This window comes from Negadavirga shengliensis (assembly GCF_042652345.1).
Classification (GTDB): Bacteria; Bacteroidota; Bacteroidia; order Cytophagales; family Cyclobacteriaceae; genus Negadavirga; species Negadavirga shengliensis.
Genome location: NZ_JBHSJJ010000010.1, coordinates 184,637 through 207,784 on the forward strand (window position 1 = coordinate 184,637; position 23,148 = coordinate 207,784).

The 23,148-nt window shown below is 46.1% G+C and carries 23 protein-coding genes; 8 read left to right on the forward strand and 15 right to left on the reverse strand.

Annotation, left to right across the window (positions count from 1 at the left end):
- Positions 1-6 precede the first annotated feature (6 nt).
- Entirely contained in the window at positions 7-681 is a 675-nt protein-coding gene (locus ACFPFU_RS17225; protein ID WP_377066317.1) for a cysteine peptidase family C39 domain-containing protein, read from the forward strand.
- 529 nt (positions 682-1,210) lie between these two features.
- Positions 1,211-2,038, forward strand: coding sequence for a hypothetical protein (locus ACFPFU_RS17230; RefSeq protein ID WP_377066319.1), 828 nt, complete (start codon positions 1,211-1,213; stop codon positions 2,036-2,038).
- A gap of 447 nt (positions 2,039-2,485) precedes the next feature.
- Here ACFPFU_RS17230 and ACFPFU_RS17235 read toward each other — a convergent pair whose 3' ends face one another.
- The 7 genes from ACFPFU_RS17235 to ACFPFU_RS17265 are packed head-to-tail and all read right to left on the reverse strand — an operon-like array spanning position 2,486 to position 9,335.
- Positions 2,486-3,607 (reverse strand): ABC transporter permease, encoded by a 1,122-nt coding sequence (locus ACFPFU_RS17235; protein ID WP_377066321.1) that lies wholly within the window; start codon positions 3,605-3,607, stop codon positions 2,486-2,488.
- Positions 3,604-4,710: an ABC transporter permease gene (locus tag ACFPFU_RS17240; protein ID WP_377066323.1), complete on the reverse strand. Its 1,107-nt coding sequence runs from the start codon at positions 4,708-4,710 to the stop codon at positions 3,604-3,606. The genes ACFPFU_RS17235 and ACFPFU_RS17240 overlap by 4 nt, the downstream gene beginning before the upstream one ends.
- A 2-nt stretch (positions 4,711-4,712) precedes the next feature.
- Complete coding sequence (locus ACFPFU_RS17245) at positions 4,713-5,459, reverse strand: ABC transporter ATP-binding protein (protein ID WP_377066325.1); 747 nt, start codon at positions 5,457-5,459, stop codon at positions 4,713-4,715.
- A complete protein-coding gene (locus ACFPFU_RS17250; RefSeq protein ID WP_377066327.1) occupies positions 5,456-6,394 on the reverse strand; it encodes an ABC transporter ATP-binding protein in 939 nt (312 codons plus the stop codon). The genes ACFPFU_RS17245 and ACFPFU_RS17250 overlap by 4 nt, the downstream gene beginning before the upstream one ends.
- Positions 6,391-7,311: an HlyD family secretion protein gene (locus ACFPFU_RS17255; protein ID WP_377066329.1), complete on the reverse strand. Its 921-nt coding sequence runs from the start codon at positions 7,309-7,311 to the stop codon at positions 6,391-6,393. Before ACFPFU_RS17255 ends, ACFPFU_RS17250 begins: the two co-directional genes overlap by 4 nt.
- A gap of 59 nt (positions 7,312-7,370) precedes the next feature.
- Positions 7,371-8,648: a TolC family protein gene (locus tag ACFPFU_RS17260; protein ID WP_377066331.1), complete on the reverse strand. Its 1,278-nt coding sequence runs from the start codon at positions 8,646-8,648 to the stop codon at positions 7,371-7,373.
- 51 nt (positions 8,649-8,699) lie between these two features.
- A complete protein-coding gene (locus ACFPFU_RS17265) occupies positions 8,700-9,335 on the reverse strand; it encodes a TetR/AcrR family transcriptional regulator (RefSeq protein ID WP_377066333.1) in 636 nt (211 codons plus the stop codon).
- 195 nt (positions 9,336-9,530) lie between these two features.
- Between ACFPFU_RS17265 and ACFPFU_RS17270 the strand changes: the two genes are divergently transcribed.
- Positions 9,531-10,223, forward strand: coding sequence for a DinB family protein (locus tag ACFPFU_RS17270; RefSeq protein WP_377066335.1), 693 nt, complete (start codon positions 9,531-9,533; stop codon positions 10,221-10,223).
- Positions 10,224-10,286: 63 nt separating this feature from the next.
- Here the strand turns inward: ACFPFU_RS17270 and ACFPFU_RS17275 are convergent, their stop codons facing one another.
- The 8 genes from ACFPFU_RS17275 to ACFPFU_RS17310 all read right to left on the reverse strand — a co-directional run bounded on the left by ACFPFU_RS17275 (position 10,287) and on the right by ACFPFU_RS17310 (position 18,173).
- Complete coding sequence (locus ACFPFU_RS17275; protein ID WP_377066337.1) at positions 10,287-11,162, reverse strand: DUF4249 family protein; 876 nt, start codon at positions 11,160-11,162, stop codon at positions 10,287-10,289.
- A 19-nt stretch (positions 11,163-11,181) separates the two neighbouring features.
- The gene (locus tag ACFPFU_RS17280; protein WP_377066339.1) at positions 11,182-13,824 is read right to left on the reverse strand and encodes a TonB-dependent receptor; all 2,643 of its coding nucleotides are present in this window, start codon (positions 13,822-13,824) and stop codon (positions 11,182-11,184) included.
- A 57-nt stretch (positions 13,825-13,881) separates the two neighbouring features.
- Complete coding sequence (locus ACFPFU_RS17285; RefSeq protein ID WP_377066341.1) at positions 13,882-14,859, reverse strand: FecR family protein; 978 nt, start codon at positions 14,857-14,859, stop codon at positions 13,882-13,884.
- A 10-nt stretch (positions 14,860-14,869) separates the two neighbouring features.
- On the reverse strand, positions 14,870-15,481 hold the full coding sequence (locus ACFPFU_RS17290) for an RNA polymerase sigma-70 factor (RefSeq protein WP_377066343.1): 612 nt from the start codon (positions 15,479-15,481) through the stop codon (positions 14,870-14,872).
- Between the two features lie 397 nt (positions 15,482-15,878).
- A complete protein-coding gene (locus ACFPFU_RS17295) occupies positions 15,879-16,742 on the reverse strand; it encodes an arylamine N-acetyltransferase family protein (protein ID WP_377066345.1) in 864 nt (287 codons plus the stop codon).
- Between the two features lie 74 nt (positions 16,743-16,816).
- Entirely contained in the window at positions 16,817-17,053 is a 237-nt protein-coding gene (locus tag ACFPFU_RS17300) for a hypothetical protein (protein WP_377066347.1), read from the reverse strand.
- A 90-nt stretch (positions 17,054-17,143) separates the two neighbouring features.
- Positions 17,144-17,716, reverse strand: a complete 573-nt coding sequence (locus ACFPFU_RS17305; protein WP_377066349.1) for an NADPH-dependent FMN reductase — start codon at positions 17,714-17,716, stop codon at positions 17,144-17,146.
- Between the two features lie 28 nt (positions 17,717-17,744).
- Positions 17,745-18,173 (reverse strand): SDR family oxidoreductase, encoded by a 429-nt coding sequence (locus ACFPFU_RS17310; RefSeq protein WP_377066351.1) that lies wholly within the window; start codon positions 18,171-18,173, stop codon positions 17,745-17,747.
- Positions 18,174-18,244: 71 nt separating this feature from the next.
- On the opposite strand from ACFPFU_RS17310, the gene ACFPFU_RS17315 reads away from it, so the two are divergent.
- The 5 genes from ACFPFU_RS17315 to ACFPFU_RS17335 all read left to right on the forward strand — a co-directional run bounded on the left by ACFPFU_RS17315 (position 18,245) and on the right by ACFPFU_RS17335 (position 23,145).
- Complete coding sequence (locus ACFPFU_RS17315) at positions 18,245-18,874, forward strand: helix-turn-helix transcriptional regulator (RefSeq protein WP_377066353.1); 630 nt, start codon at positions 18,245-18,247, stop codon at positions 18,872-18,874.
- Between the two features lie 81 nt (positions 18,875-18,955).
- Positions 18,956-19,417, forward strand: a complete 462-nt coding sequence (locus ACFPFU_RS17320; RefSeq protein ID WP_377066355.1) for a GbsR/MarR family transcriptional regulator — start codon at positions 18,956-18,958, stop codon at positions 19,415-19,417.
- Between the two features lie 53 nt (positions 19,418-19,470).
- Entirely contained in the window at positions 19,471-20,781 is a 1,311-nt protein-coding gene (locus ACFPFU_RS17325; RefSeq protein WP_377066357.1) for a TolC family protein, read from the forward strand.
- A 1-nt stretch (position 20,782) separates the two neighbouring features.
- Positions 20,783-21,886 (forward strand): efflux RND transporter periplasmic adaptor subunit, encoded by a 1,104-nt coding sequence (locus ACFPFU_RS17330; RefSeq protein ID WP_377066359.1) that lies wholly within the window; start codon positions 20,783-20,785, stop codon positions 21,884-21,886.
- Positions 21,883-23,145, forward strand: a complete 1,263-nt coding sequence (locus ACFPFU_RS17335; protein WP_377066360.1) for an ABC transporter permease — start codon at positions 21,883-21,885, stop codon at positions 23,143-23,145. Before ACFPFU_RS17330 ends, ACFPFU_RS17335 begins: the two co-directional genes overlap by 4 nt.
- Positions 23,146-23,148 lie beyond the last annotated feature (3 nt).

The window sequence follows — 23,148 nt, forward strand, 5'->3', positions numbered from 1 at the left end:
CTTTTCTTGAAATCAACATTTCCCTTCTACAAACAACCCGATGCCAAAGATTGCGGCTCCACCTGCCTGCGCATCATTGCCAAGTATTACGGCAAACTGATCTCTTTGCACGAAATCCGGGAATTTTCGGAAACCACCCGGTCGGGAAGCAACTTGCTTAAGCTTAGCGAAGCCGCAGAATCCATTGGGTTTAAAACTATTGGAGCGAAGCTTGATTTTAACCGGCTGAAGCACGCACAGCTTCCCCTGATCGCCCATTGGGATAAAAGGCACTGTGTGGTGGTGTACCGGATCAAAAAGGATGAAGTGTACCTATCGGATCCCGCCTACGGCCTGATTACACTTTCCAAATCGGATTTTATCGCCAGATGGATCGGAACCAATGCCGATGAATCTACCAAAGAAGGGATCACCCTTTTGCTGGAAGTAACCCCGGACTTCAAAAGGATGAAATGGGAAGACAGTGAAAAGCGCTCCCTTCGCTTTCTTTTCCGGTATTTGTTCAATTATAAAAACCTTTTGGTTCAGCTTTTTATAGGGCTGTTTGTGGGCAGCCTTTTATGGATAATAAAACCATACGGCTTACGGAAAACAGAGGGTTTTATAGTTCATGCTTGGATTTTCTTTTATAAATTAGAACATCATTTAATTTTAAGCAATAGGGATAACTATAGAAAATGAGAGGTTCCATATGACCCTATAAAAAACGAAAATGGCTATGGGTAAAGCTGCTATTTCGTTAGGGTTAGCTTCCTAATTCGATGTTGTGACAAATGGGGATTCAGGTTAAAAAGGGACATTTGCAGCCTACTGAGCATGGGTTGTGTAACCATTAAGCATGTTTTCCAAACCAACTGTTGTACGGACAGTATTCAATATGATCACGGATCAAAATCTTCTTGTGTAAACCTATGAAAATTGTCTTGATTATATTACTATTAATGTTTTCGGCATGTACTTCGAAAGATGTTAACGGAGAGTTAAATTATGATTTTGAAGTTGAGAAAATAATTATTGATTTTGGGGACATATTGGTATCCCCTGTTTTTCATCTCTTTCCATTGAAAAAATCGCCAATAAAGAGATTTTTCTGCATGCATTTTTAGATCGGTTTAAAAATATAATTATCACCGACGTTGTAGGAGGAAAGTTTATTAAGAAAATAAATATTAATACAAACGACGGTCCCCATTCAATCTCAAGTGGAATAATGGGTTTTTTTCCATTGAGTGATAGCACCTATTTAATAGAATCATTTCCTTCTTTTTATATCATAGATGATCATGGTAGTGTTTTAAACACCACTAACATCCCAAATAAGTTAGATAAGATATTTGGCAATAAATATAACGATAATTTATATATAAGCAGCGAAATGTCACATTCGGTCAGAATAAATAGACATGAGTATGTTTTGCAGGTATATCGACCAAATTTAAATATCAATGAAAACTATCCACAATATCCGTTATTTGTAAAACTAAAGATAGATGAAAGCCTAAATATAGAAATAAGTCCAATTGATATTTATTTTCCAGAAGAATTTAAACTACCGGGCGGCTTAACTTTCGGCCAACATGAGAGAGCTGTATACAGCATTCAAAACAATCATATTATTTATGGATTCGGCTTTTCATCAAAAGTTTTTATATATAATATAAATAACAAAACGATGATTAGTATAGATCTTGAAATAAAAAATGGTATAAATTTTTCAGCACCTGAAGCAACCAACATTATTCTATCTGGAAACAGATTGTTAACAAATTTCAACATCCCGTTAATTGATTTTAACACTAATACTATTTATAGATTTCATATTGATATAGATGAAGAAAATCCTATGGATAACCAAGGATACTTAACTGTCTTTGATTTGGATGGTAGAAAACTGATAGAAAGTTCACTTGGAAAGAATAGCGAGAGAATGCTGCGTAATCCGTTTCTATTAAATGGCAAGGTGTTTGTAAATCCGTACTACCCCAAAACTATGGAGGAACATTTAGAATTTTATAATTTTAAGTTAACGAAAAAATAATCCATGTAATTTATTTTTTCACACATCCTTGGATCTTCTCTTTTTTAAACCACAAATCACCCAGTTTCCCATAGTAAATGCCGGAGAGCGTCCGGTCAGTTTTTCGAAAATAAATTCGCGCCCATCCGCAGAATCCGTGGAATCTGTGGTCCCCCCTTTTTTTAAACCACAGATTACCCAGATTCACACAGATGATTTGCTGGGGGTCTTCTGGCCAATTTTCTATAAATAAATCCGCGCCAATCCGCAGAATCCGCGGGATCCGTGGTCCACCTTTTTTCAAAAACCACAGATGACCCAGATTCCCACCGATTTATTGCCACCCGATAGCGTCCGATCCGTTTTCCGAAAATAAATCCGCGCCAATCCGCAGAATCCGCGGGATCCGTGGTCCACCCTTTTTTTAAAAACCACAGATGACACCCTCTCCATCAGTCTTCCACCCCTTCAACCCGTCTTCTTGTAATTCAACACCGCCCAGCTGTTAAAGAAAACGGCAAAGCCTGCCATGACCAGAAAATGGCTTACAAGCTCCCTGAAACCGCTGCCCTTCATGATCACCATCCGCATGACCTCGATAAAATAGGTTACCGGGTTCAGACGGGTGATCCATTTGGCCCATTCGGGCATGCCTTCAATCGGGGTAAACAGCCCGCTCATCAAAAGAAAAATCATGATGAAAAAGAAGGCAAGCGACATGGCCTGCTGCTGGGTACGGGCATAGGTGGAAATCAGCAAGCCTATCCCCAATACAGCCACCAGATAAAGTCCCAGATACGCATAAAGCAACCCGATGCTCCCGGCCGCCGTGATGCCGTACACCGGTCCCGCGATCAAAAACAGCCCCACACTGAAGATAAACATCCCGATCACCCAAAAGGGAATCAGTTTACCCAATATAAAATGGTGTTTCCTGATCGGGGTCACATTGACCTGCTCAATCGTACCGGTTTCTTTTTCTTTTACCAAATTGAGAGAACAGATGTAAGTGCCCACCAGCGTAACGAGAAAAGCCAATATACCGGGCACCATAAAATAGCGGTAATTCAGCAGGGGATTAAAGCGGTTGATGGCGGCCACTTCAATGGCAGGAGCAGCCTGAAACCGCCGGGGCATGACCAGTTCTGTACGGATGTCCTGATTGAAATCTGAAACAATATTCCTGAGATATACCCCGCCGACATTGGCTTTGGCACCGTTGATGGCGTTGATGGCCACGTACAGCTGCTCGCTTTCCTCCCGGATCAGGTTTCTCTCGAAACCCCTGGGAATTTCCAGTATCAAATCCGCCTGATCCCTCTCCAAAAGCTGAAATGCCTCCGGGAAAGAAGTGCCATGGTCTACCACCTTAAAATACCCGCCCGCTGCCACTTTGGAAACCAATCGCCTTGAATAGCTGGACTGGTCCTGATCCACTACCGCAATGAGGATGTTCTTAATCTCAAAATCCGCCGCCAAAGGCAAGATCAAAAGCTGTATCACCGGCACCAGCATGACCAGTTTCAGAATGGTGGGATTTCTGAAAATCTGCCTGAACTCTTTTTTCAGTAAAAACTTTAATGTCTTCATTCCAATCTGATTTTAAATTTCTTTACGCTTATGGTCAGCAATACCGCTGTCATTGCCAGCAGAATCAGGGTTTCTTTCCAGATGGCGCTAAACCCCAGTCCCTTGATCATGATGGACTTGACAATGATGTAGTACCATTTGGAAGGGACGATGTTGGAAAACCACTGTAAAGCCAGGGGCATGTTTTCAAGGGGAAACATGAATCCGGTAAAAAGCATGGTGGGCAGCAACATGCCCATCAGGGAAATCAGCATGGCCGCCTGCTGTGAATCGGTGACATTGGAGATCAACAAACCTATGGAAAGCGCTGTGATGATCAGGAGGGTACTTTCCGCAAACAGCAGCCCCAGGCTGCCATTGACCGGCATATCCATTAGAAACACGCTCAGTGACACAATGACAATCAGGTTGATCCAAGACAGCACCAGATAAGGGACCGCCTTGGAAATGATCACCATAAAAGGATGGAACGGGGAAACCAGCAGGATTTCCATGGTCCCGTTTTCCTTTTCCTTCACGATGGAAACAGAAGTCATCAGCACACACACCAACAAAAGCACCAGGGCCATGACACCCGGGACAAAGTTGGTCGCCCCTTTCAGTTCGGGATTATACACCATCCTGGTTTCCGTATTGATCTGATAAGGCAGGGGTTTGGCGTGCATCAACTCCCCTTGATAATCCATAATGATGGCGTTGGCGAAGCTGCTGATGGTAGTGGCCACGTTCGGGTCGGAAGCATCGGTGATAAGCTGCACCTGCGCCTTGTGAAGATGAAGCAGATCCTCGGTAAACGCCGGGGGAAAAACCAATGCCATTTTGACTGTACCTTCCTTAAAAGCCTGTTCTATCTCCAAGTGACTCATGAGGCGTTTTTCTATCTGAAAGTGATCGCTCGCCACAAACTTGTCAATGATGCGCTGACTTCCCAAGTCGCCGGCATAGTCCACTATGACGATTTTGGTATCTTTGATTTCGTTGGTCAACGCAAAGCCAAATAAGATAATTTGGGCAATCGGCAACCCGAAAAGGAGCAGCAAGGTCTTCTTATCACGGAAGACATGGTAAAACTCTTTTCTGACAAAAGAAATAAACTGCTTCATGGTCAATCAGATTTTCGTGTGGCACCCCGTGCCATTTCATAAAACACGGCGTCCATGGAGGACGCTCCGAACTGTTTCTTTAGGTTGGCGGGCGTATCCAATGCTTTTATGACACCATCCACCATCATGGATATCCGGTGGCAATACTCGGCTTCATCCATGTAATGGGTGGTAACAAATATGGTGATCCCCCTGTCCGCTGCGGCGTATATCAGGTCCCAGAACTGCCTGCGCGTAATGGGATCTACCCCGCCGGTGGGTTCATCCAGGAATACAATCTTGGGTTCGTGGAAGATGGCCACCGAGAATGCCAGCTTCTGCTTCCAGCCCAATGGCAGGGAACCTACCAGTTTGTCCGCTTCTTTCTCCAATCCGAGCTGCAGGATCAGTTCGCGGCATTTTTCACGGATGTATTTGAGCGAAAGACCATATATCCCGCCAAAAAATTCTATGTTTTCCCTTACCGTCAGGTCTTCATATAAAGAAAACTTTTGGCTCATGTAGCCGATGTTTTTTTTAATTTCCTCGGTTTGGGTATACACATCAAAGCCGGCTATCCTGGCCTCACCGGAAGAGGGTTGGGACAGGCCGCAAAGCATCCGCATGGCCGTGGTCTTACCGGCACCGTTGGCTCCCAGAAATCCAAAAATCTCTCCGGCATACACTTCAAACGTGATGGCATCGGTGGCCACAAAATCCCCAAACCGTTTGGTGAGTTTTTCTGTTTGGATAACGATCTCCTTGTTCATCGGTTCATCAGTTGGATAAAACAATCTTCTATGGTGGGCGTGATCCGCTTTATTTCCAGCTCTTCGTATCCCTGATCTGTCAGTTCGTTAAAAAGCAACAGTTCCTTCATGGTCACGGATTGCCCGTCCACGCTTTCGTCCTTGAAGGTAATATGGTGGTATTCGCCAAAGGAAAAGCAGCTGGCTACCAATGGGTTCTTCTTTAGAACGCCCAGCAGTTGGCTCATAGGAAAAGCCCTGACAGCGTACAGATCGCCTTTGAAATTTCTGATAATCTCATCAGGCGAATCAATGGTCAGCATCTCTCCTGACTGCATGAGGGCGATCCTTTCACATAGCGAGGCTTCATCCATATAGGGTGTGGAAACCAAAACGGTGATCCCCTCCTTTTTTAAGCCCTTAAGCATTTCCCAGAATTCCTTTCTGGATACGCTGTCCACCCCGGTGGTAGGTTCGTCTAAAAATAGCACCTTTGGGCGGTGGATAAGCGCACAACAGAGGGCCAGTTTTTGCTTCATTCCACCCGAAAGGGCTCCTGCCCTTCGTTGTTTAAAGGGAGCGAGCTGCACATATATGTCCTTGATCAGGTCATAATTTTGCCGGACAGAGGTGTTAAAGACGGTGGCGAAAAAGCCAAGGTTTTCTTCTACGGACAGGTCCTGATAAAGGGAAAACTTCCCTGGCATATAGCCGATGTGCCTGCGGATCTGTCTGAAATCCCCGACTACGTCATAACCGCTTACGGACGCAGTACCTCCATCGGGAAGCAGTAAAGTGGCCAACATCCGGAAAATACTGGTCTTGCCGGCCCCGTCCGGCCCTATCAGACCAAAACGCTCACCTTTTTCTACGGAAAAGGATACCTCATCTACCGCCTTGATTTCCCCTTTTCCATAGGTTTTAGTCAACCGGTTAAGCACAATATCTCCCATCATCCAGCAGGTTGAGCATCTTTATCAAAACGGATCTCCCCATACATTCCGATTTTATAGGTACCGTCATTATCTACACGTACCTTAACCGCGTACACCCGGCTGGCTCTTTCGTCTTTGGTCTGAATGGCTTTCGGGGTAAACTCCGCTTTGTCACTGATCCAGGAAACCACGCCTTCCGTTTCTTTATAACCGCCTTGCCCATCGTCGGTAAAAACCCCCACCTTTTGGTTGAGCCTGATCCGGGCCAGCTGGTTGCCGGTAATGTACACGCGAAGTATCATGGTTGAAAGATCGGCAATCTTATAGAGCGGCTTTCCTGGAGCCGTGACTTCGCTGGATTCCGCGTACTTGGTAAGGACGGTGCCTCTTACCGGATTGTCTATCCTGTGTCTTTTCAACTGATCCTCAAGCTGCGTCACCTGTATCTGCAGCGGTTTTATGTCCCGGTCAATACCCTCATAGGCAATCCGGAGAGAGGACTTCTGGGCCTGCAGTTGCCTTGTCAAAACCTCCGTCTGCGCGGTGATATCATCCAGTTGCTTTTCCGTGGCAGCATTTCCTTCTCTCAGGGTAGCCATACGGGTTCTTTCCTTTTCTGTGGCCCGCAACTGTTCTTCCAGATGGGCCAGTTGCACGGGGATATCCGGTCTTTTGACTAGTAAGGCTTCTATTTGGGATAACAGCTGTTGCTTTTTCAAATACAGCTGTGTGCTGTCCACAAAGCCTATAAACTGTCCTGGCTGGAGATCATCCCCTTCTCTCAGGTCAAGTTGCCGGATCACTCCGGTTGCTTCGGATGAGATGATGGTCTCGACCGCTTCAAAAGCGCCGGATGCATCAAATTCATCATTTTGCCCACAGCCTATGGTCATCAGGCCAAAGCCGGCGAAAAAGATCAAGTTTTGCAAACTTTTCATGTGTCTGATTGTTTTTTCGATAGATTAATTCTCATTTGATACAGTGAAAGGTTGGAGGGTTAATCTCCGGATATAAATTGATGCTTGTACTGCGCCATCAGGTATTGGATCCTGTGAAGGGCCATTTCCTGCCGGGCCCTGTCCTCTTCATGGACGACCTTGACATAATCATGCGCAGTGATGGTGCCGTTGGCCAATTGGTTTTGGGCGTTACCTTTGATGGATTCCCTAAGCGCGATGATCTCCCTGTCCTTGACCATCAATTCCTGCAGTTTGCCCAATTCCACACCCTGCTGTTGCAGGGAGAGGTCTGCGTTGAACAAAAATGTTTCCGCTTGCAGATCGAGCGAATTTCTGTGGATCCTCAGTGCTTGCCTTTCATTTTTGTAGGTGTAAAAGCCGGAAAGGTTCCAATTTAGCCTAAGCCCTCCAATGTAATAAAGGTCAAAGTCGTTGTTCAGCATGTTCAGAGCCGGCCGGCCATACCCGCCCTGAAAAAACAGACTGAAGCGGGGCCGAATGGCCGCCCTCAACAAACCTTCTTTTATGGCCAACACCCGTTTTTGCTGCTCAACGAGGGCCAGTTCCGGCCTGTTGATGCCTCCGGAAGGAACCAACATGACCGGTATTTCAAAAGCTGTTGTTTCATCCAGATGCAGATTAGTAAAGCTTCCCAACATGTTCAGATAGCTTTTCCTGGCCGATGCCAGTTCGATCGTCTTTTGGTCCAATTTGAGGGATTCTGCCCTAAGCAGGTCCATGCTGCTCTGTAGGGCCGCCCCATGTTTCACTGCTACCTGTAGTTGTTCCATGCCTGATCGCACATCTGCTTGGGACAGGACTGTCTGCTCCAGCTGTGCGTCTATCAACAGGATGCCAAAAAACAACTGCTGTACCCGGTCGCGGAGCTGGTACAATTCCACTTCCAGCTTTTTTTTGTCCACTTCTGCTTGGGCATCCGCCAGATTGCGTCGGTAGGGTATTGTCCTGAAAACATCCGTGATGGGCTGCACCACTTCTCCATAAATCCTGTACTGATCCCTGCTGACCACAGGGACTTCCATATTGGTAAGAGAAAAAGGTAACCGCGTCACATCGGACTGGTAAGAGGCCTGCCCGGCCAGGCTTGCCTGCGGGAAATATCCTTTGGAGGCGTTTTCCACGGAATAGGCCCTTGATTGCTCTATAAGTGCATATTGCCTGACCAGAGGATAATGTTCCTCCGCCCGTGCAACAGCCACTTCGATGGTGAGTGTTTCCCTGTGCTGAGCAGGTGCCCAGCGCGTGTGCAGGGCAAGCAACACTGTACCGATAAAGAGAAATTTAACATTAATCATATTATTAATTATTTTGTTTTAAACATTTGATTAATACACGCCCAAAAAAATTTAAGTTTTCTTAAACATGGCCCCAATCCATACCGGAATCAGTTTTTTTCTTTCTTCCATCAGTACATTGAATTTTTCATCGTCCATTGCCCCTATGATTTTGATCAAGGGGGATGCGATAAACGGAAAAACCATCAGACCTATCAGGTTCATCAAGAAATGGAGCAGGTTTTGGGAAGCTACCTTTCCTGTTCCCGCTGCTTCCTCGTATTGCTTCACCAGATAGGAATTGAGCAGTATGTTTTTTATGTCCATTTTCTCGACCAAACCTTGTGGGTCGGTACGTATTTCGCTCATAATAAACAGGGGAATTTCTGGCTCATGCACAAGCAGGTCGATGTATCTGTCTACAAGTATTTCTATCTTTTTTTCCAAAGAAGTTTGTGGATCATTAAATACGGCGCGCATTGACTGAAAGAAACCTTGAATGGTTTCCAACATGATGATGTCAAACAGCTTTTGCTTGCTTCTGAAATAGTAGTTCAACAAGGCCAGGTTAATACCTGCCTCTTGGGCGATGTCCCTGGTTCTGGTTGCGGCAAACCCCTTTTGGTAAAACACTTTACGGGCAGCATTTTTGATCTTTTCCTCTGTAGAAGGGTCCTGGTTGGAAACAAGCTTGTCTTTTTTCATCATTCACCGCAGTTAACAATCCAAAGGTAAAGGATATTCTTATATTAAACAAATATTTTAATCAAATGATTAAAATATAACCTATGAATTTTCCGGAAAAATCAATCCTACTGACATAGGGTTGTCATTCCGGCCGGTTTACTTTGTTCCATATCAAAAATTTCAAATCCTAACCCCAATCAAACCATGTACAGCACCATGACAAAATCCATTTCTGTAGCCGCATTGATGAAAGATTATGCCGTCTATAACCAGTGGGCCAATGAGCAATTGGTCAGTTGGCTAAAAACCAAGCCTACTGATCAAATGGAAACGGAGGTCCCTTCAAGTTTTCCTTCCATCAAACTGACACTGAAACATATCTGGGATACCCAGCAGTTTTGGCTGGATGTGCTGAAAAAACAATATCGGGACGATGCCACTTGGGAAGGAGAAGAGCGGCCTGTTTCGGCTCAGGAGGTTTTAGAAGGCTTGAGACAGCAATCCCAAGAGCTGGCCGACTTTATAGCCTCACTGGATGATGAAGCCATACAAGAGAAAATCCCGCTCAAAACACCCTGGTTTGCCTCCGAGCAGCCGCGTTTCGAATTCATTCAGCACTGTATGAACCATAGTACCTACCACAGAGGACAGGTGGTGACGATTGGAAGGAACCTCGGTTTCACGGATGCCGATGACGGATTTCAATTTTTACCTGCTGATGGGCAAAATTCAATCCTGATCACCTCCCCTCATGGCCAATCTTCGGTCAACCGTCAGATCAAAAAATGTGCGTTGACTTCCTATTCTTTTTGTCTTTTTCTGCCCACATGGCGCAGGGACGGTAATACGGTGGCCCCATGGCTGTTAAACTCCTCCATGTTTTTCAGGGACTTTTCCCATCCTTTTTGATAGGAAACAAATGAGTCCGTAGGTTTCAGAATATTGATCATGATATTTTTGGTTTTATGCTTTTCATTCTGCTACTCGGGAAATACGGAATATGGGCGCTGCATGAAAATACCCCATTACTTCGGCGCCAAGATTGCCTATTGCATTAGCCGGGGGGCCACTGATCCCCATCATGTCGTTTCCCTGAATCGAGCTGATGGTATGGGTAAGAAAAGTGAAATACGCTTTTGTCAGGGAGTGTACTTCCAACGTGATGACATCCCCTTCCCCAATATCTTCGCTTCTGTATATGGGGATGTTGTTGACATGAAAACCTTCGATGTCCGCGTTGTCCAACAAAATCAGGTCTACCAGGTCTTTGGTCAATTTTTCTCCGTTTCTAAAGACATGTATCAGGTAATAGTTGAATGGTTGGGTAGGTTTCGGACCAAATATCCTGACGGTATATGCTTCCTCACCAACGAAAACTTCATTTATCACAGTGACCGAGTCGAGAGCCAGTTGATGCGCCATTGTCGCTGAAGCCTGCAGCGTTGTGATACCATCAATGGCCTCGGGCAGTTCGATTTCCAAGCGATAATTTTTGCCGACCTCCCCGGCAAAAGGGTCCGCCGAGAGATAATGGCCGCTGTTTTCAGGATCTTCCTCGAAAATGAACGTTTGTTCCCCGTCATGTACACGTACCATGGCATGGCTGATTCCCGTATTGGCTTTTTCTTCAAACAGCCCCTGGCTCATACTTAGCTGCACGGAATGTATTTTCTCTTCATTGGTCACGGCTCCGTCCACAGTCATTCGTGGACCCGATTCCCGAACGTCCCAGTCAATTTCCTCGGAACACGAAACATTCAGGCAAAACAGTCCTATCCATCCCCAGGTTATCAAAATTTGACAGCATCTGGTTTTCAGGTAATTATTCAGTATTATGTTCTTTATCATTGGTCTTCGATTTCCGTATTTAAAATTCAAACAGCCAGGAGACAGAAGGCAAAATGGGCAACAAGTAATACATCATGGCCTGTGTTTGGTTGGGGTTGTTTTCATTTGCCTGGAAGTTGATGAAAGATGGGTTTTTTTGATTCAGTACATTGTAGATCGAAAAATTCCAAGAACTCCGTATTCTTTTGGCCTCCTGGTTTTTCCCTTTCACGGTCAGGCTGATGTCCAGCCGTTTATAATCGGGCATCCTGTCCCCATTGCGTTCCGTGTAGATGGGAACCATCGTGCCCTGATAGTAGTACTTACCCGACGGCACTGTAAAAGGCATACCGCTGAAATAAACCCAATTGGCCGATAAATCGACTCTGGGACTCAATTCGTAATTGGCGACAACTGCCAGATTATGCGGCCGGTCAAATGGCGATCTGTACCAGTCCCCTTCGTTTACTTCTTCTATTCTTCGCATGGACTTGGAAAAAGTATAGCTGATCCATCCGTTGAGACGGCCCTCAGGCTTGCTGATCATCATTTCAATCCCCGAGGCATACCCTTTCCCAAACCTAAACTCCCCTTCCAGTTGCTCATTGAGTAAGATGTCCGCATGGTCTTTAAAGTCAATCTGGCTGGCCATATGCCTATAGAAATACTCGATGGAAGTTTCAATCTTATTGCCGAACAGGTTTTGGAAAAAACCAATGGAATATTGATCTGATTTTTGGGGTTTGACATTGGGAGTGGAAGGTACCCAAATGTCCAGCGGCGTTCCACCTATAGAATTAGAAGCCAGATGCAGGTATTGTAATGAACGGGCAAAACCGGCTTTCACCGAAGAAACGGGGGTTATCCTGTAAGTCATGGCCAGTCTCGGTTCCAGGTTGACATAGGTATTGAAGGTTTCCCAACTGTCGTACCTGGTCGTGTCCGCCACTTCGTAATTCCCATCGTAATCGTAAAGGGTATAGGGACCTATATTCTGGAAGCCTGACAGTCTCAGTCCGGGGTTGATCAGAAATCTATTTTCATTAAACGCGCTCTCCATACCTATATACAAGGCATGTTCCAGGGATCTGCTGTCCAATGCCCGGACCGATCCGGCAGTCTCCGGTGTCTGTACCCGCATATTTCCAGGTTTGAAATCATGCAGTGTGGAGGTGATCCCAAAACTGAGGTTGTGGTCTTGCGAAATAAAATAGTCGAAATCCCACCTGATACCATAATCTGCGATATCAGCTTTCCAATCCAAGTCGAAATCCTCTATCCGAAATCCCATCCGATAATCATACTTGCTAAAGTTCACCGAGAGGTTGGAAACCAAATTCCGGTGAAAAATGTGCTTCCAACGCAATGTCGAACTGATATTGCCCCAATCCATACTGGGAGAAAATTCATCCAGGTCAACCCCGAACTTATCCCTACCCATATAACCTGAAATGTATAAGGTATTCTTCTCATCCAACTTTAAATGGCTTTTCACATTAAAATCATAGAAATACAACGTCGAGGATTGCAAGGCCTCATCATTGGCAAGCCCTGTGAACAAATCCATATAGGTCCTTCTCCCAGCTACCACCAAAGAACCTTTGCCCTTCACCGTGGGCACCTCTACCGTCAATCTGGACGCAATTGGACTTACACCTCCTTTCCCGGTAAATTTCTTCGTGCTGCCTTCCTTCATCTGCACATCCAAAAGTGAGGATAACCTGCCTCCATGCTTGGCCGGGAGGTTACCCTTATAAAATTCCATACCCTGAAGGGCATCGATGTTGAAAGTCGAAAAGATACCCAACAGGTGCGACGGGTTGTACACCGTGCCATTGTCCAACAAAACCAGGTTTTGGTCATGACCGCCGCCACGGACGCTATAAGTACTGCTGATTTCGCTGGTCATCGCCACTCCCGGGAGCATCTTGAGTACTTTGATGGGGTCAGCTTCTCCGAACAAAGCGGGTACCCGTTCGATCTTTTTGGCTTCCAAGGCATTGAATCCAACCCTGTTCAAGGCCACATTGTCCTCGGAGCTTCTCGCTGTGACCACCACCTCTTCCAATTGTGAGGTAAATTCCCCCAACTCGACCGATAATTTGGTATCTCTTTGTATTTCCAGCGTTTTTTCCACTTTTTCAAAACCCACGTGGTCGAATGCCAATACCTGTTGACCTGGCGGCACTTCCAATTCAAACTTTCCATTCGTATCTGTTACCACTCCTTTACCTGAATGACTTACCCGCACCGTGGCGCCCAGTAAAGGCTCTCCTGTAGACAGGTGGCTCACCTGCCCTTCTATTTTGAAGCGCCTTCCGGTTTCATTTGCCTCATTGGTTTTGCTTTTTTTAAGGATAAGCTGTTTGCCGTGCAATTGGTAGCTTATCCCCTTCTGTTCCTTAAGCACTTCCAATGCTTGAAGAACCGTCAATTTCCGGGCCGGCAAACGGAGCATACCCTCCAATTCCAAAGCCGATTCGTTGTAAGACAACAAGATACCTTCTACATCTTTAAGATTTTGTATAACCGCTTTGGCTGAAACACGCGTGTTTTCAAATGTGATGGTTCTCTCCAAATAATCCGGTTCCTGCGCAAAAGCCACTGTCCTTCCCAAAATAATAATCGCTAAAAAAAGCCATGGAGCCATCTTCCACGAAATAGCTGTTTTGTTTCTCATCATATATTCTAAATAGTTGGTTGTTATATTATCACTGCGCTTAGCCGGCAAAAAGACCTTCTATTCTTTTAGAACAAAGCCATGGGCGTTTTTTTCATACTCCAAATCCAATGTCAGACAAATGATCTCTATTATTTCCGAAAGAGACTGGCGTTCAAATTCCGTTGTCAATGTATATTCGTGAGGATGTTCCACTTGGAGTTGGATGGCTTCCCCGTAATATCCGGAAAGGGCTGTTGTGATTTCAGTCAGTCCGGCATTTCGGAAAACCAGTCTTCCGGTTCTCCAAAAAAGTGCATTCGGATCCATACCGGCGGTCCTGATAACGCGTTTATTCAAGTCAAAGGCCGCCATTTGGCCCGCTTCCAGATAGGCAAGATTGGCAGGATCATTTTTTTCGGAAAAAGAAATCTTCCCGGAAACCACCGTTATTTCGGAAATCCCCTCGGTTTCTTTCAAATTAAAAGACGTTCCAAGCACGCGGATTTCATTCGAAGGTGTTTCTATGATAAAAGGCTTTCTTTCATCCGCCGCCACTTCGAAAAATGCCTCCCCCTCCAGGAAAACCCGGCGGTCATGACCTTCAAAAACCTGCGGAAAACGTATTCTGGTCTGCTTATTTAACCAAACCACCGTCCCGTCACTTAACTGGACGGAATCGGCAAAGGATGTCGTGGCCAACTCCGTGAGCATCTGATCCCCAGAATCCGTTTCCCGGGTCAAGTGCAAGCCTAACCAGGTAAATGTTACTATCGCCAGAATTACTGCGGCTGCCCGAACCAGGGCCGGCCAAATCCCGGCAGATCCGGCAGCCGTTTTTCCAGCAATCAGCCTTCTTTGGATACTGTCCCATGCTTTACCTTCATCAGGCACAAAATCCCTATGCAGGTCTGCGGCCACTTCCCAACTTTTCTTTATTTCCTCGAATCTCAGCCGATTCTCCGGGACACGCATCCATTCTTCCAAAATACGCCGATCCGCAGTGGAGGCCTCATTTTTCAGGTAGCGTATCATCAGATCGATGTGTGCGTCGTTCATTTTTTTCACGTTATATACCTAAGACAAAAAAATCAGGAACTACCCTAGAAAAAAATAAAACTATTTTTAAAAAAAGCACGATGGCTATGAGGTACCCGTATTTCTTCAATACCTCCCTGATGACTTTAAGCGCTGAACCGACATGGTATTCAACGCCCTTTTTCGAAATGCTGAGCTCTTGGGCTATCTCAGAATGGCTCATTCCCCCCTGCCTGCTCATGACAAAAATCGAGGCGGTCTGGACTGGCAATGTCCGGAAAACCTTTTCCAGCAGTTCATTCAGTTCCCGGACCCGCAGGGTTTGGTCAGCTTCGTGATCTAGATGGTGTACTGCGTCTATATCCTGCATGTTTTGATGAAGATGATGACTTTTGCTTTTGAGGTAATTGATCGCCCTGTTTTTAACGGCGCGATACAGGTATGCCTTTACCGGGCCATTCACCTTCAGCTCATCTTTGTGCTCCCACAGATAGATAAACAAATCCTGAACAATCTCTTCAGCTACAGCCGGATCCGCCAAAAAGCGCAAAGCATATCGGGTCAAAGGGGTATAATACTGATCAAAAAGTGCTTTAAATGCCGCCTGATTTTTGAAATTAAAGGCTCCTGTAAAATTGTCCATAAAAAGTAGAGATGCTAAAACCGTCTTGCCTATATCCCTTTCAGCTTACATGGTAGACCAATGCAGTGGATCGTATATTTGATATTCCGGCCTATAATGTTCGTATGTACGGATAAAAACAGCCCAAGGTTCTTCTTCGGTATAAATCGTATGCCTGTCTGATTGATTCAACAAACCACAGATTACCCAGATTCTCACAGATTAACTGCCGGAGAACTTCCGGCCAATTTTTTCGAAAACAAATCTGTGCCAATCCGCGGAATCCGTGGTCCATCCCCTTTTTTAGAAACCACAGATTACTCAGATTTACACAGATTAATTGCCGGAGAGCTACCGATCGGTTTTCCATAAATAAATCCGCGCTAATCCGCAGAACCCGTGCAATCCGTGTTCCACCTTAAGGGAGGATAATGCGTTCGAATGCATTTCCGAGTTCATCCTCCTTCGGTAACCGGATTTGGAAAGTATCCTGTAAAACACGCTTGATTTCCCCGGCACTTTCCAGCACTCTTTTCTCTGTCGGCCCCTCCACATAATGGACGGATAATTGGCTATTTCTTAAGGCATAACGCACACCCGGCGCGCTTCTGGCCGCAATCAAACCTGTGACAAAATGGGAATCAGGATGATTGGAAAGGTACCAGTTGGTAACTTCGTAATCCGGTTGGAACTGTTCTTCCAGGCTAAAGCTGTATACCGATTTCCATACCTCTTTGATGCTTACCTGGAGAACGTATTGATCCCTGTCCATGATCAACCGAAAAAGCTCATGGGGCGTCTCCTGCTCCAAATCGGGCTGTAAAAGCAAGGGGGAAGTAAGGGTCAATCCCCCGAAACCCACGTCTGCTAGGTAGGTCTGTTCCTCTGCTTCCACCAGCAGTAGCATGTGTCCTCTGGGTGTGATGGCCCCCACAGGCGCATTCCAAAGTATTCTGGCTGCCAATCCCTTCACCCGAAATCCCAAAGACTTCAGCACCTGGCCAAAAAGCAGGTTATGTTCAAAACAGTACCCGCCCCTTTGGTCATGAATAAGTTTTTTTACCAAGTCATCTTTTCCCAATCGCACCGGAATCCTCAAAAAGGGGTTCAGGTTCTCGAAGGGGATACATTGGGGATGGAGGCGGTGGATGGTCCGAAAACAATCCAGTGTAGCCGACCATTTTGCCTGATAACCTATCCTCTCAAAATAAGCTTGCAGCTGGTCCTTTTCTATGGGAGCTTCCGCCTGGCCTGAGGTGTTTTGTTCTGCTTGTTCGCTCATCCTATTGATCAATAAAATGCGATTTGTACTTAAGTCTTATTGGTCAATTTCAAACTTGATAAAAATCGGGCTAATTAAATAAGCTCTTCTGCCCAAATCCCAACTCCCTGGAGCTTGGAAATGATCCTTTCCGGTTCCACATTGATGACTACTGCGCGGAAAATCCTATCCCTGTCTTCCAGATCAAAATTCCAGTTCACTATACCATCCACGCTTTCCAACCCCTCTGACACATAAGAAAGATCCGTGTCCAGGGGTGTATCGGTTTTAAATACCAAAACTTCTTTTTCTTTTTCTTTTTTTACTTTCATGATCCTGCAAATTGAACATCCGGTTATTCCTATCAGGACAGTTCAGACGCCAAAAATGTGACAGCAGATACTACTTTTTTTTAATTTTTATTATGCAGGCACACACTCCGGGTTTGTTTTCTTCAGGAATACCGCTTCCGACAGCCATATAAATTCATCCAAAAACCGTTTGGCCGACTGTTGTACAGCTTTCTCCACAGGCTCATTGGACTCATTGAATGCGGTTTGGATACCCGACACCAGAAATTTCACCGGCAGTGCATAAGCCCCCAAACTTAAAATCAAGTGCTGCAGTTGCGTGGAAGCGTTGATGCCCCCCATTTTCCCCGCCGATGCGGTAGCCACCCCAATCGGCTTTTTGCTGAATTCTTCCCAATAATAATCCAAGGCATTTTTCAATACGCCGGAAAACGTGCCGTGATATTCCGGCGTCACAAAAATCATGGCGTCGGCAGCCTTGAGCCTGGCCGCAACCAAGTCCACATTGTCTTCATAAACCTTGGACAGTCCGTCCGAGGCACCGTACATCGGCAAAGGATATTCTGCCAGGTCAATCAGATCCACATCCAGCCCTCTGTCCCTCAATTGTTTTTCTAAATACCACGCTACCTTGACAGATTGTCTTTCAGGCCGGATACTTCCATTCAAAATTGCTATTTTCATAACGATATGGGTTATTGGTTAGCGTAATCTATTTCGCTGTTTCAAAATTATTCCTGTGTTCTTTTGCCCATTGCCTGAAGGTATGGGCGGGCTGTCCCGTCACTTCCTCTACAGTGGGGACTACGGTATAACCTTCCGGGGGTGTGTTTTTGTACCAGGACACCACAAATTCCAGCGGTTCAAAACTTTCACCGCTGATGGTGATCAAGTACATGCCTGTTATCCCCTGAAAGGCATCCTTCAGCGAACCCGGATCATTCAAGTCTCCTTTTATTGCCACCACTCCATCGGGGAAAGTGGCCTTTTCCGGATTTCTACTCAATGCCTTTACGCACTTCCCCCGGTGCAGCAATTCGCTGACAATCAACCTGCCCACAGTCCCCGTAGCCCCGGTAATCAGATAGTTTTCCTTGCTTTTGGCTGTCTTAAATGCAGAATTTTGGGTCCGGGTTTCCATCTTAAAATTTCATTGTTTGAGCCAAAATTAGTACCTTTGAATTAATAAACCAAATATTTACTTTGTTTATTATGAATATTAATTTGCCGGATAACGAAAAAGCAATCTGGATCCTTAAAAAAGAAGGCGATCTGCCTTTAAAAGAAATCGCACAGATGATGGAAGTGACGGTGGAAGGCGCCCGTTTTCATCTGCTCAAGCTAGCCGGCGAAGGGCTGGTAAAATCGGAGAATGTTTCCAAAGGACGGGGGCGTCCTCAACAAATATGGTCGCTTACGGCCCGTGGACACGCACGCTTTCCGGATGCCCATGCGGAGCTCACTGTGAACATGATACAGATGATCAGGGAAACCCTGGGAGAGGAAGCCCTTGAATCCATTATCAAAACCCATGAGCAAAAAGGAGAAGCCAGGTACGGGCATGCCCTTAAAGAAGAAGAGTCACTAGCTGAAAAAGTCAGGAAATTGGCAGAAATCCGAACCAAAGAAGGTTACATGGCGGAATATTTTGAAGATGAGCAGGGTCACCTATTGGTGGAAAATCATTGCCCCATATGTGCCGCGGCAGAAGCCTGCCAGGCATTTTGCCGGTCGGAGTTAAATATCTTCCGCAGCGTGCTTGGCCAGGGGGTAAAGGTAAAACGGGTGGAACATATCATTAAAGGAGCCAGAAGATGCGCCTACAGGATTTCCGTTGAATGATTTTTTTTGCAAAAATTATTCTTGGTTCTCTATTGAAAGAACCAGTCTATTGCGTATATTTGCACTGTAAAAATAGGGTAAATGGAGAAATTCAGGAAAAAGATTGAAGCATATGGGGTCACCATGGAAAAAATGGGGCTGAGTCCCGTAGCTGCCAGGACTTATGTTTACATTCTTTACACGAGGGACCCCGGCGCCACCTTTGAAGACCTTGTCCGGTTCTTCCAGGTAAGTAAAAGCGCCATCTCCAATGCGCTGAAATACCTGGAATCCGTGAACATGATTGATTCAAAAACCATTGGCGGACAAAGGAAGAGGTACTTTTATGCCAGTTTTGACAAGATGCTGAATAAAGAAGTCATGATCAACAGGTTCAAACTCATGTCAGATATGCTCCATGATATAAAATATGACCGGCAGGATGATGACGTAACCGCACAGCAACTGGAAAATGCCTCTTTATTATATAAAATGTTAATCATCGAACTGCCCATTGTGCTGGAAAGATGGAAGAGAACCATTGAATTGGATAAAACAACTTAAAAAATTTAACCAAAAAGTTCTTTTAATAAAGAACAAAAAAAACTTCAGTAACTATGAGCTTACCAAGATCGATTTTGCTGGGATGGGCTTTACTGCTCCCCACCTGTCTGGCAGCGCAGGAATGGACTTTGGACGCATGCCTGGAATATGCCCTGCTCCATAATGATGAACTGATGGTTAATAAACAAAAGCAAGAGACCGGCGATTTCCAAAAGAAAGCAGCCGTTTCGGCCCTGCTGCCTGAAATTGACTTTTCGGCGGCGCTGGATCATTACTGGAAAATACCGGTGCAGGTCTTTCCGGGCGAATTGATAGGCGAACCCGAAGGCTCCTTTGTGCCGGTAAGAATGGGGATGCCCTGGATGGGAAACATAGGCGCAAATGCCAACTGGAACCTCATCGATCCTTCCGCCTGGGAAGACATCAAACTGGCTACCCTGCAGGCCCAGGCCGCGGAGGAGGATGTGGTGGCCGTGAAAAAACTATTAATCCGGAACGTAACCATGGCTTATTTTCAGGCGCTGCATCAAAATTTACTGCTCGAACTTGACACAGACAGGCTGAGTGCCCACACCGAAAGTCACCGGCTGATGGGCCGGCTCCTTGAAGAAGGACAGATCGACCAGATCAGCTTCAACGTATCCAAAAGCCTGCTCAACGAGTTGGAAGATACCCGGCAGCAATCCCGGAAATCCCTGGACCTGGCCCTTGTGGATCTCAAGTTCTGGATGGGTTATCCGCTGACAGAACCTCTTGGGCTTGACCCTCACCAGGAGTTACCGGATATGGCAATGGTACTGACGTTCTCAAGAGAAGATTTACCTGATTATACCCGTCATTTGCTTGAAATGCAGATTTCCCGGCAGCAATACAAATCCATCCGTTCCCAATATATGCCGAGGCTATCCCTCAATGGCAGCTTCCAAAAAGTGGGATTTGGAGAATCTCTGAATTTTATAAGCAACACAGGCTGGTTTGATGTCGGATTTGTGGGAATTGGATTGAGGCTCCCTTTGCTTTCCATGCAAAAAACCCTCTACCGGCCCCAGCAATACAGGTCTGCCATGCGGGCTGCAGAGCTTGAATTTGAACACCAAATGCAAGAGAACGAACGCCGGTTCATGAAAGCAAAATTATCCCTGGAGAGTGCCTTGAGCACGTGGAAATCAGAGGAGCAGAACCTCAAGCTCGCTATGGAGAATGAAAAACTGAGCCGGCTGAAACTGGAAAAAGGCAGGGCGGACCTCTTCGAATACCGACAGATCCAACAGGATTTCAGTCTTGCCCGGCAAAAAGCCGGAGATGCACGGCTGGCCTATTGGCAGCAACTCATAGAATTGGATTATCTACAAAACCTCCCATAAAATGAAAACCACAACACTTATAGGTATAGGCATGGCCTGCGCTTTGCTGGCTGCATGTTCCGATGCCGAGGAAGTTTACACCGTACAGGAAAGGCTCATCAATGAAGGTGTTTACGCATCGGGGGAAATCCTCCCGGTGGAGTTGGATATTTTGAAACCGACGCAGCCCGACCGGATTCTGAAAATAATGGTCGAGGAAGGTCAAACCGTCTCAAGCGGTGAAACCGTGATCATACTGGGCAGCGAGAGCGAACAACAGCAGTTGTCGCTTTTACAGCAGCAAGTAGCCATAGCCAGGCAAAACCTCAATGAAGAAGAAGCCTTGTTTGGGGAAATAAAGGGGAAAATCCGGCTGGCGGAAACCCAGTTCCTTCACGACTCCATTGAGGCGGTCAAAAACCGTGAACTGGCTACCGAAAAAGCCGTTTCCCAGCGGGAAGCAGACCGGAGTATCCTACAGGCAGCAACCAGCTCGGCACATTACCATAACCTGCAGCGGCAATACGAATCCCTGCGCAGGGAGTTGGAAAATGAAGTTCTCCAAAGAGAAAAAGACCTGGCCCAGTTTCAGCATACCCGGCAGGGAAAGGAACTGAAGAGCAAAATCAGCGGCAAAGTCTTCAGCGTTTACCGCAGGGAAGGTGAACTTCCACAGGCATTTGAACCGCTTGTAATGATCGGAGACGGGTCCAGGTTCAAGCTGGAACTTCTGATTGATGAAAGGGACATCGCTTTGATCCGGCCTGGCCAGAAGGTGCTTTTCGAAACAGACCCTTTTCCGGAAAGCCAGTTCGAAGCCACCGTAAGCAGAATCAACCCTGTTTTACAAAAAGAAACCAGAAGCTTTATGGTAGAAGCGTTGGTCGATGGCAGCCATGATTTTTTTCCGCAATCCACGGCCGAAGCCACCATCATCGTCCGCGAAAAAACCCCTGCCCTGGTCATCCCCAATGACTATCTGCTGGAAGGGGACAGTGTGATCGTGGAAACGGTGGACGGACGGGTTTCCCAAAAAGTAAGGACCGGCATTAAAACAGGAGAATGGGTAGAAATCAAATCCGGCCTTTCCCTGAATGAGGGCATTCTTAAACCCAAAGGAAAATGAACAGGATAAAAGAAGGCAGGCTTGCCATTGAAATCGCCTTCACCCATATGAGGGCCAAGCTGAAGCAGACACTCGTCGCCACCGCCGGCGTGGCCTTCGGCATCACGGTATTCATATTCATGGTCAGTTTCATCAAGGGGACAAACAATTATGTGCAGGATGTCGCTTTTGAGCAGTCCGCCCACCTCCGCCTTTTCAATGAAAGTAAAATTGCCGAAACCACTCATTTGGATACCCGTTTTCCACAGGACATCAACCACGTCCACCACCTCAGGCCCAAAGAACGGCCAGCCAATCTAAAAGACGGAACCAAAGTGGTCGCGGAATTAAGGGAGGATGAGCGCATCCTGGCCGTATCAGGCACCATTACCACGCAAGTCTTTTACAGGCTCGGTCCCATTTCCATCAACGGCATTGTCAATGGAATCGTCTTCGAAGACGAAAACCAGCTCTTTGGGTTGGAGAACAAATTGATTGCCGGGAGTTTCAACGAGCTTTCCACGCAGCCCAACAGCATGGTCATAGGTAGCACCCTGGCAAAAAACATGAATGTAGCCCTCGGGGATAAAATCACGATCACGACTGAAAACGGCAGAAACTTCCTGGTCACGATCATTGGCCTTATCAAAACAGGAATCTCAGAAATTGATCAAAAACAAAGTTATGTAAGCCTGAAAACCGCACAGGGTTTTATGGGCGTGCCGTCCACTTTCATCACGGACATTAAAATCAAAATCCATGAAATGGAAGAAGCTCCGGATTTGCTGAAGAAATTTCAAAAAAGATATGATTATCAGGGCTCCGACTGGAAAACAGACAATGCGGCCCTGTTGGAAGGAGACATATTGAGAAACATGATCGTGTACGGGGTGGCGGGAACCATCCTGCTGGTGGCCGGCTTCGGAATTTTCAACATCCTCACCATGATGATATATGAGAAAATGAAGGATATCGCCATATTGAAGGCCATGGGATTTTCGGATGTGGATGTCAGGTGGATCTTTCTCACCCAGGCGGTCGTCATCGGCGTCATAGGATCGATACTTGGGCTGGCGTTTGGTTTTCTCTTGTCTTACGCCACCTCCAAGGCCCCTTTTGAGAGCGATGTGATTGTGACCATGGACCACCTCCCAATGAGCTTTGATCCTGTCTATTACATTTCAGGAATCACTTTCGGGATACTTACTACTTCTCTGTCTGGCTTTTTGCCTTCCCGGAAGGCGGCCAAATTAGACCCCATCTCCATTTTAAGAGGATAACAA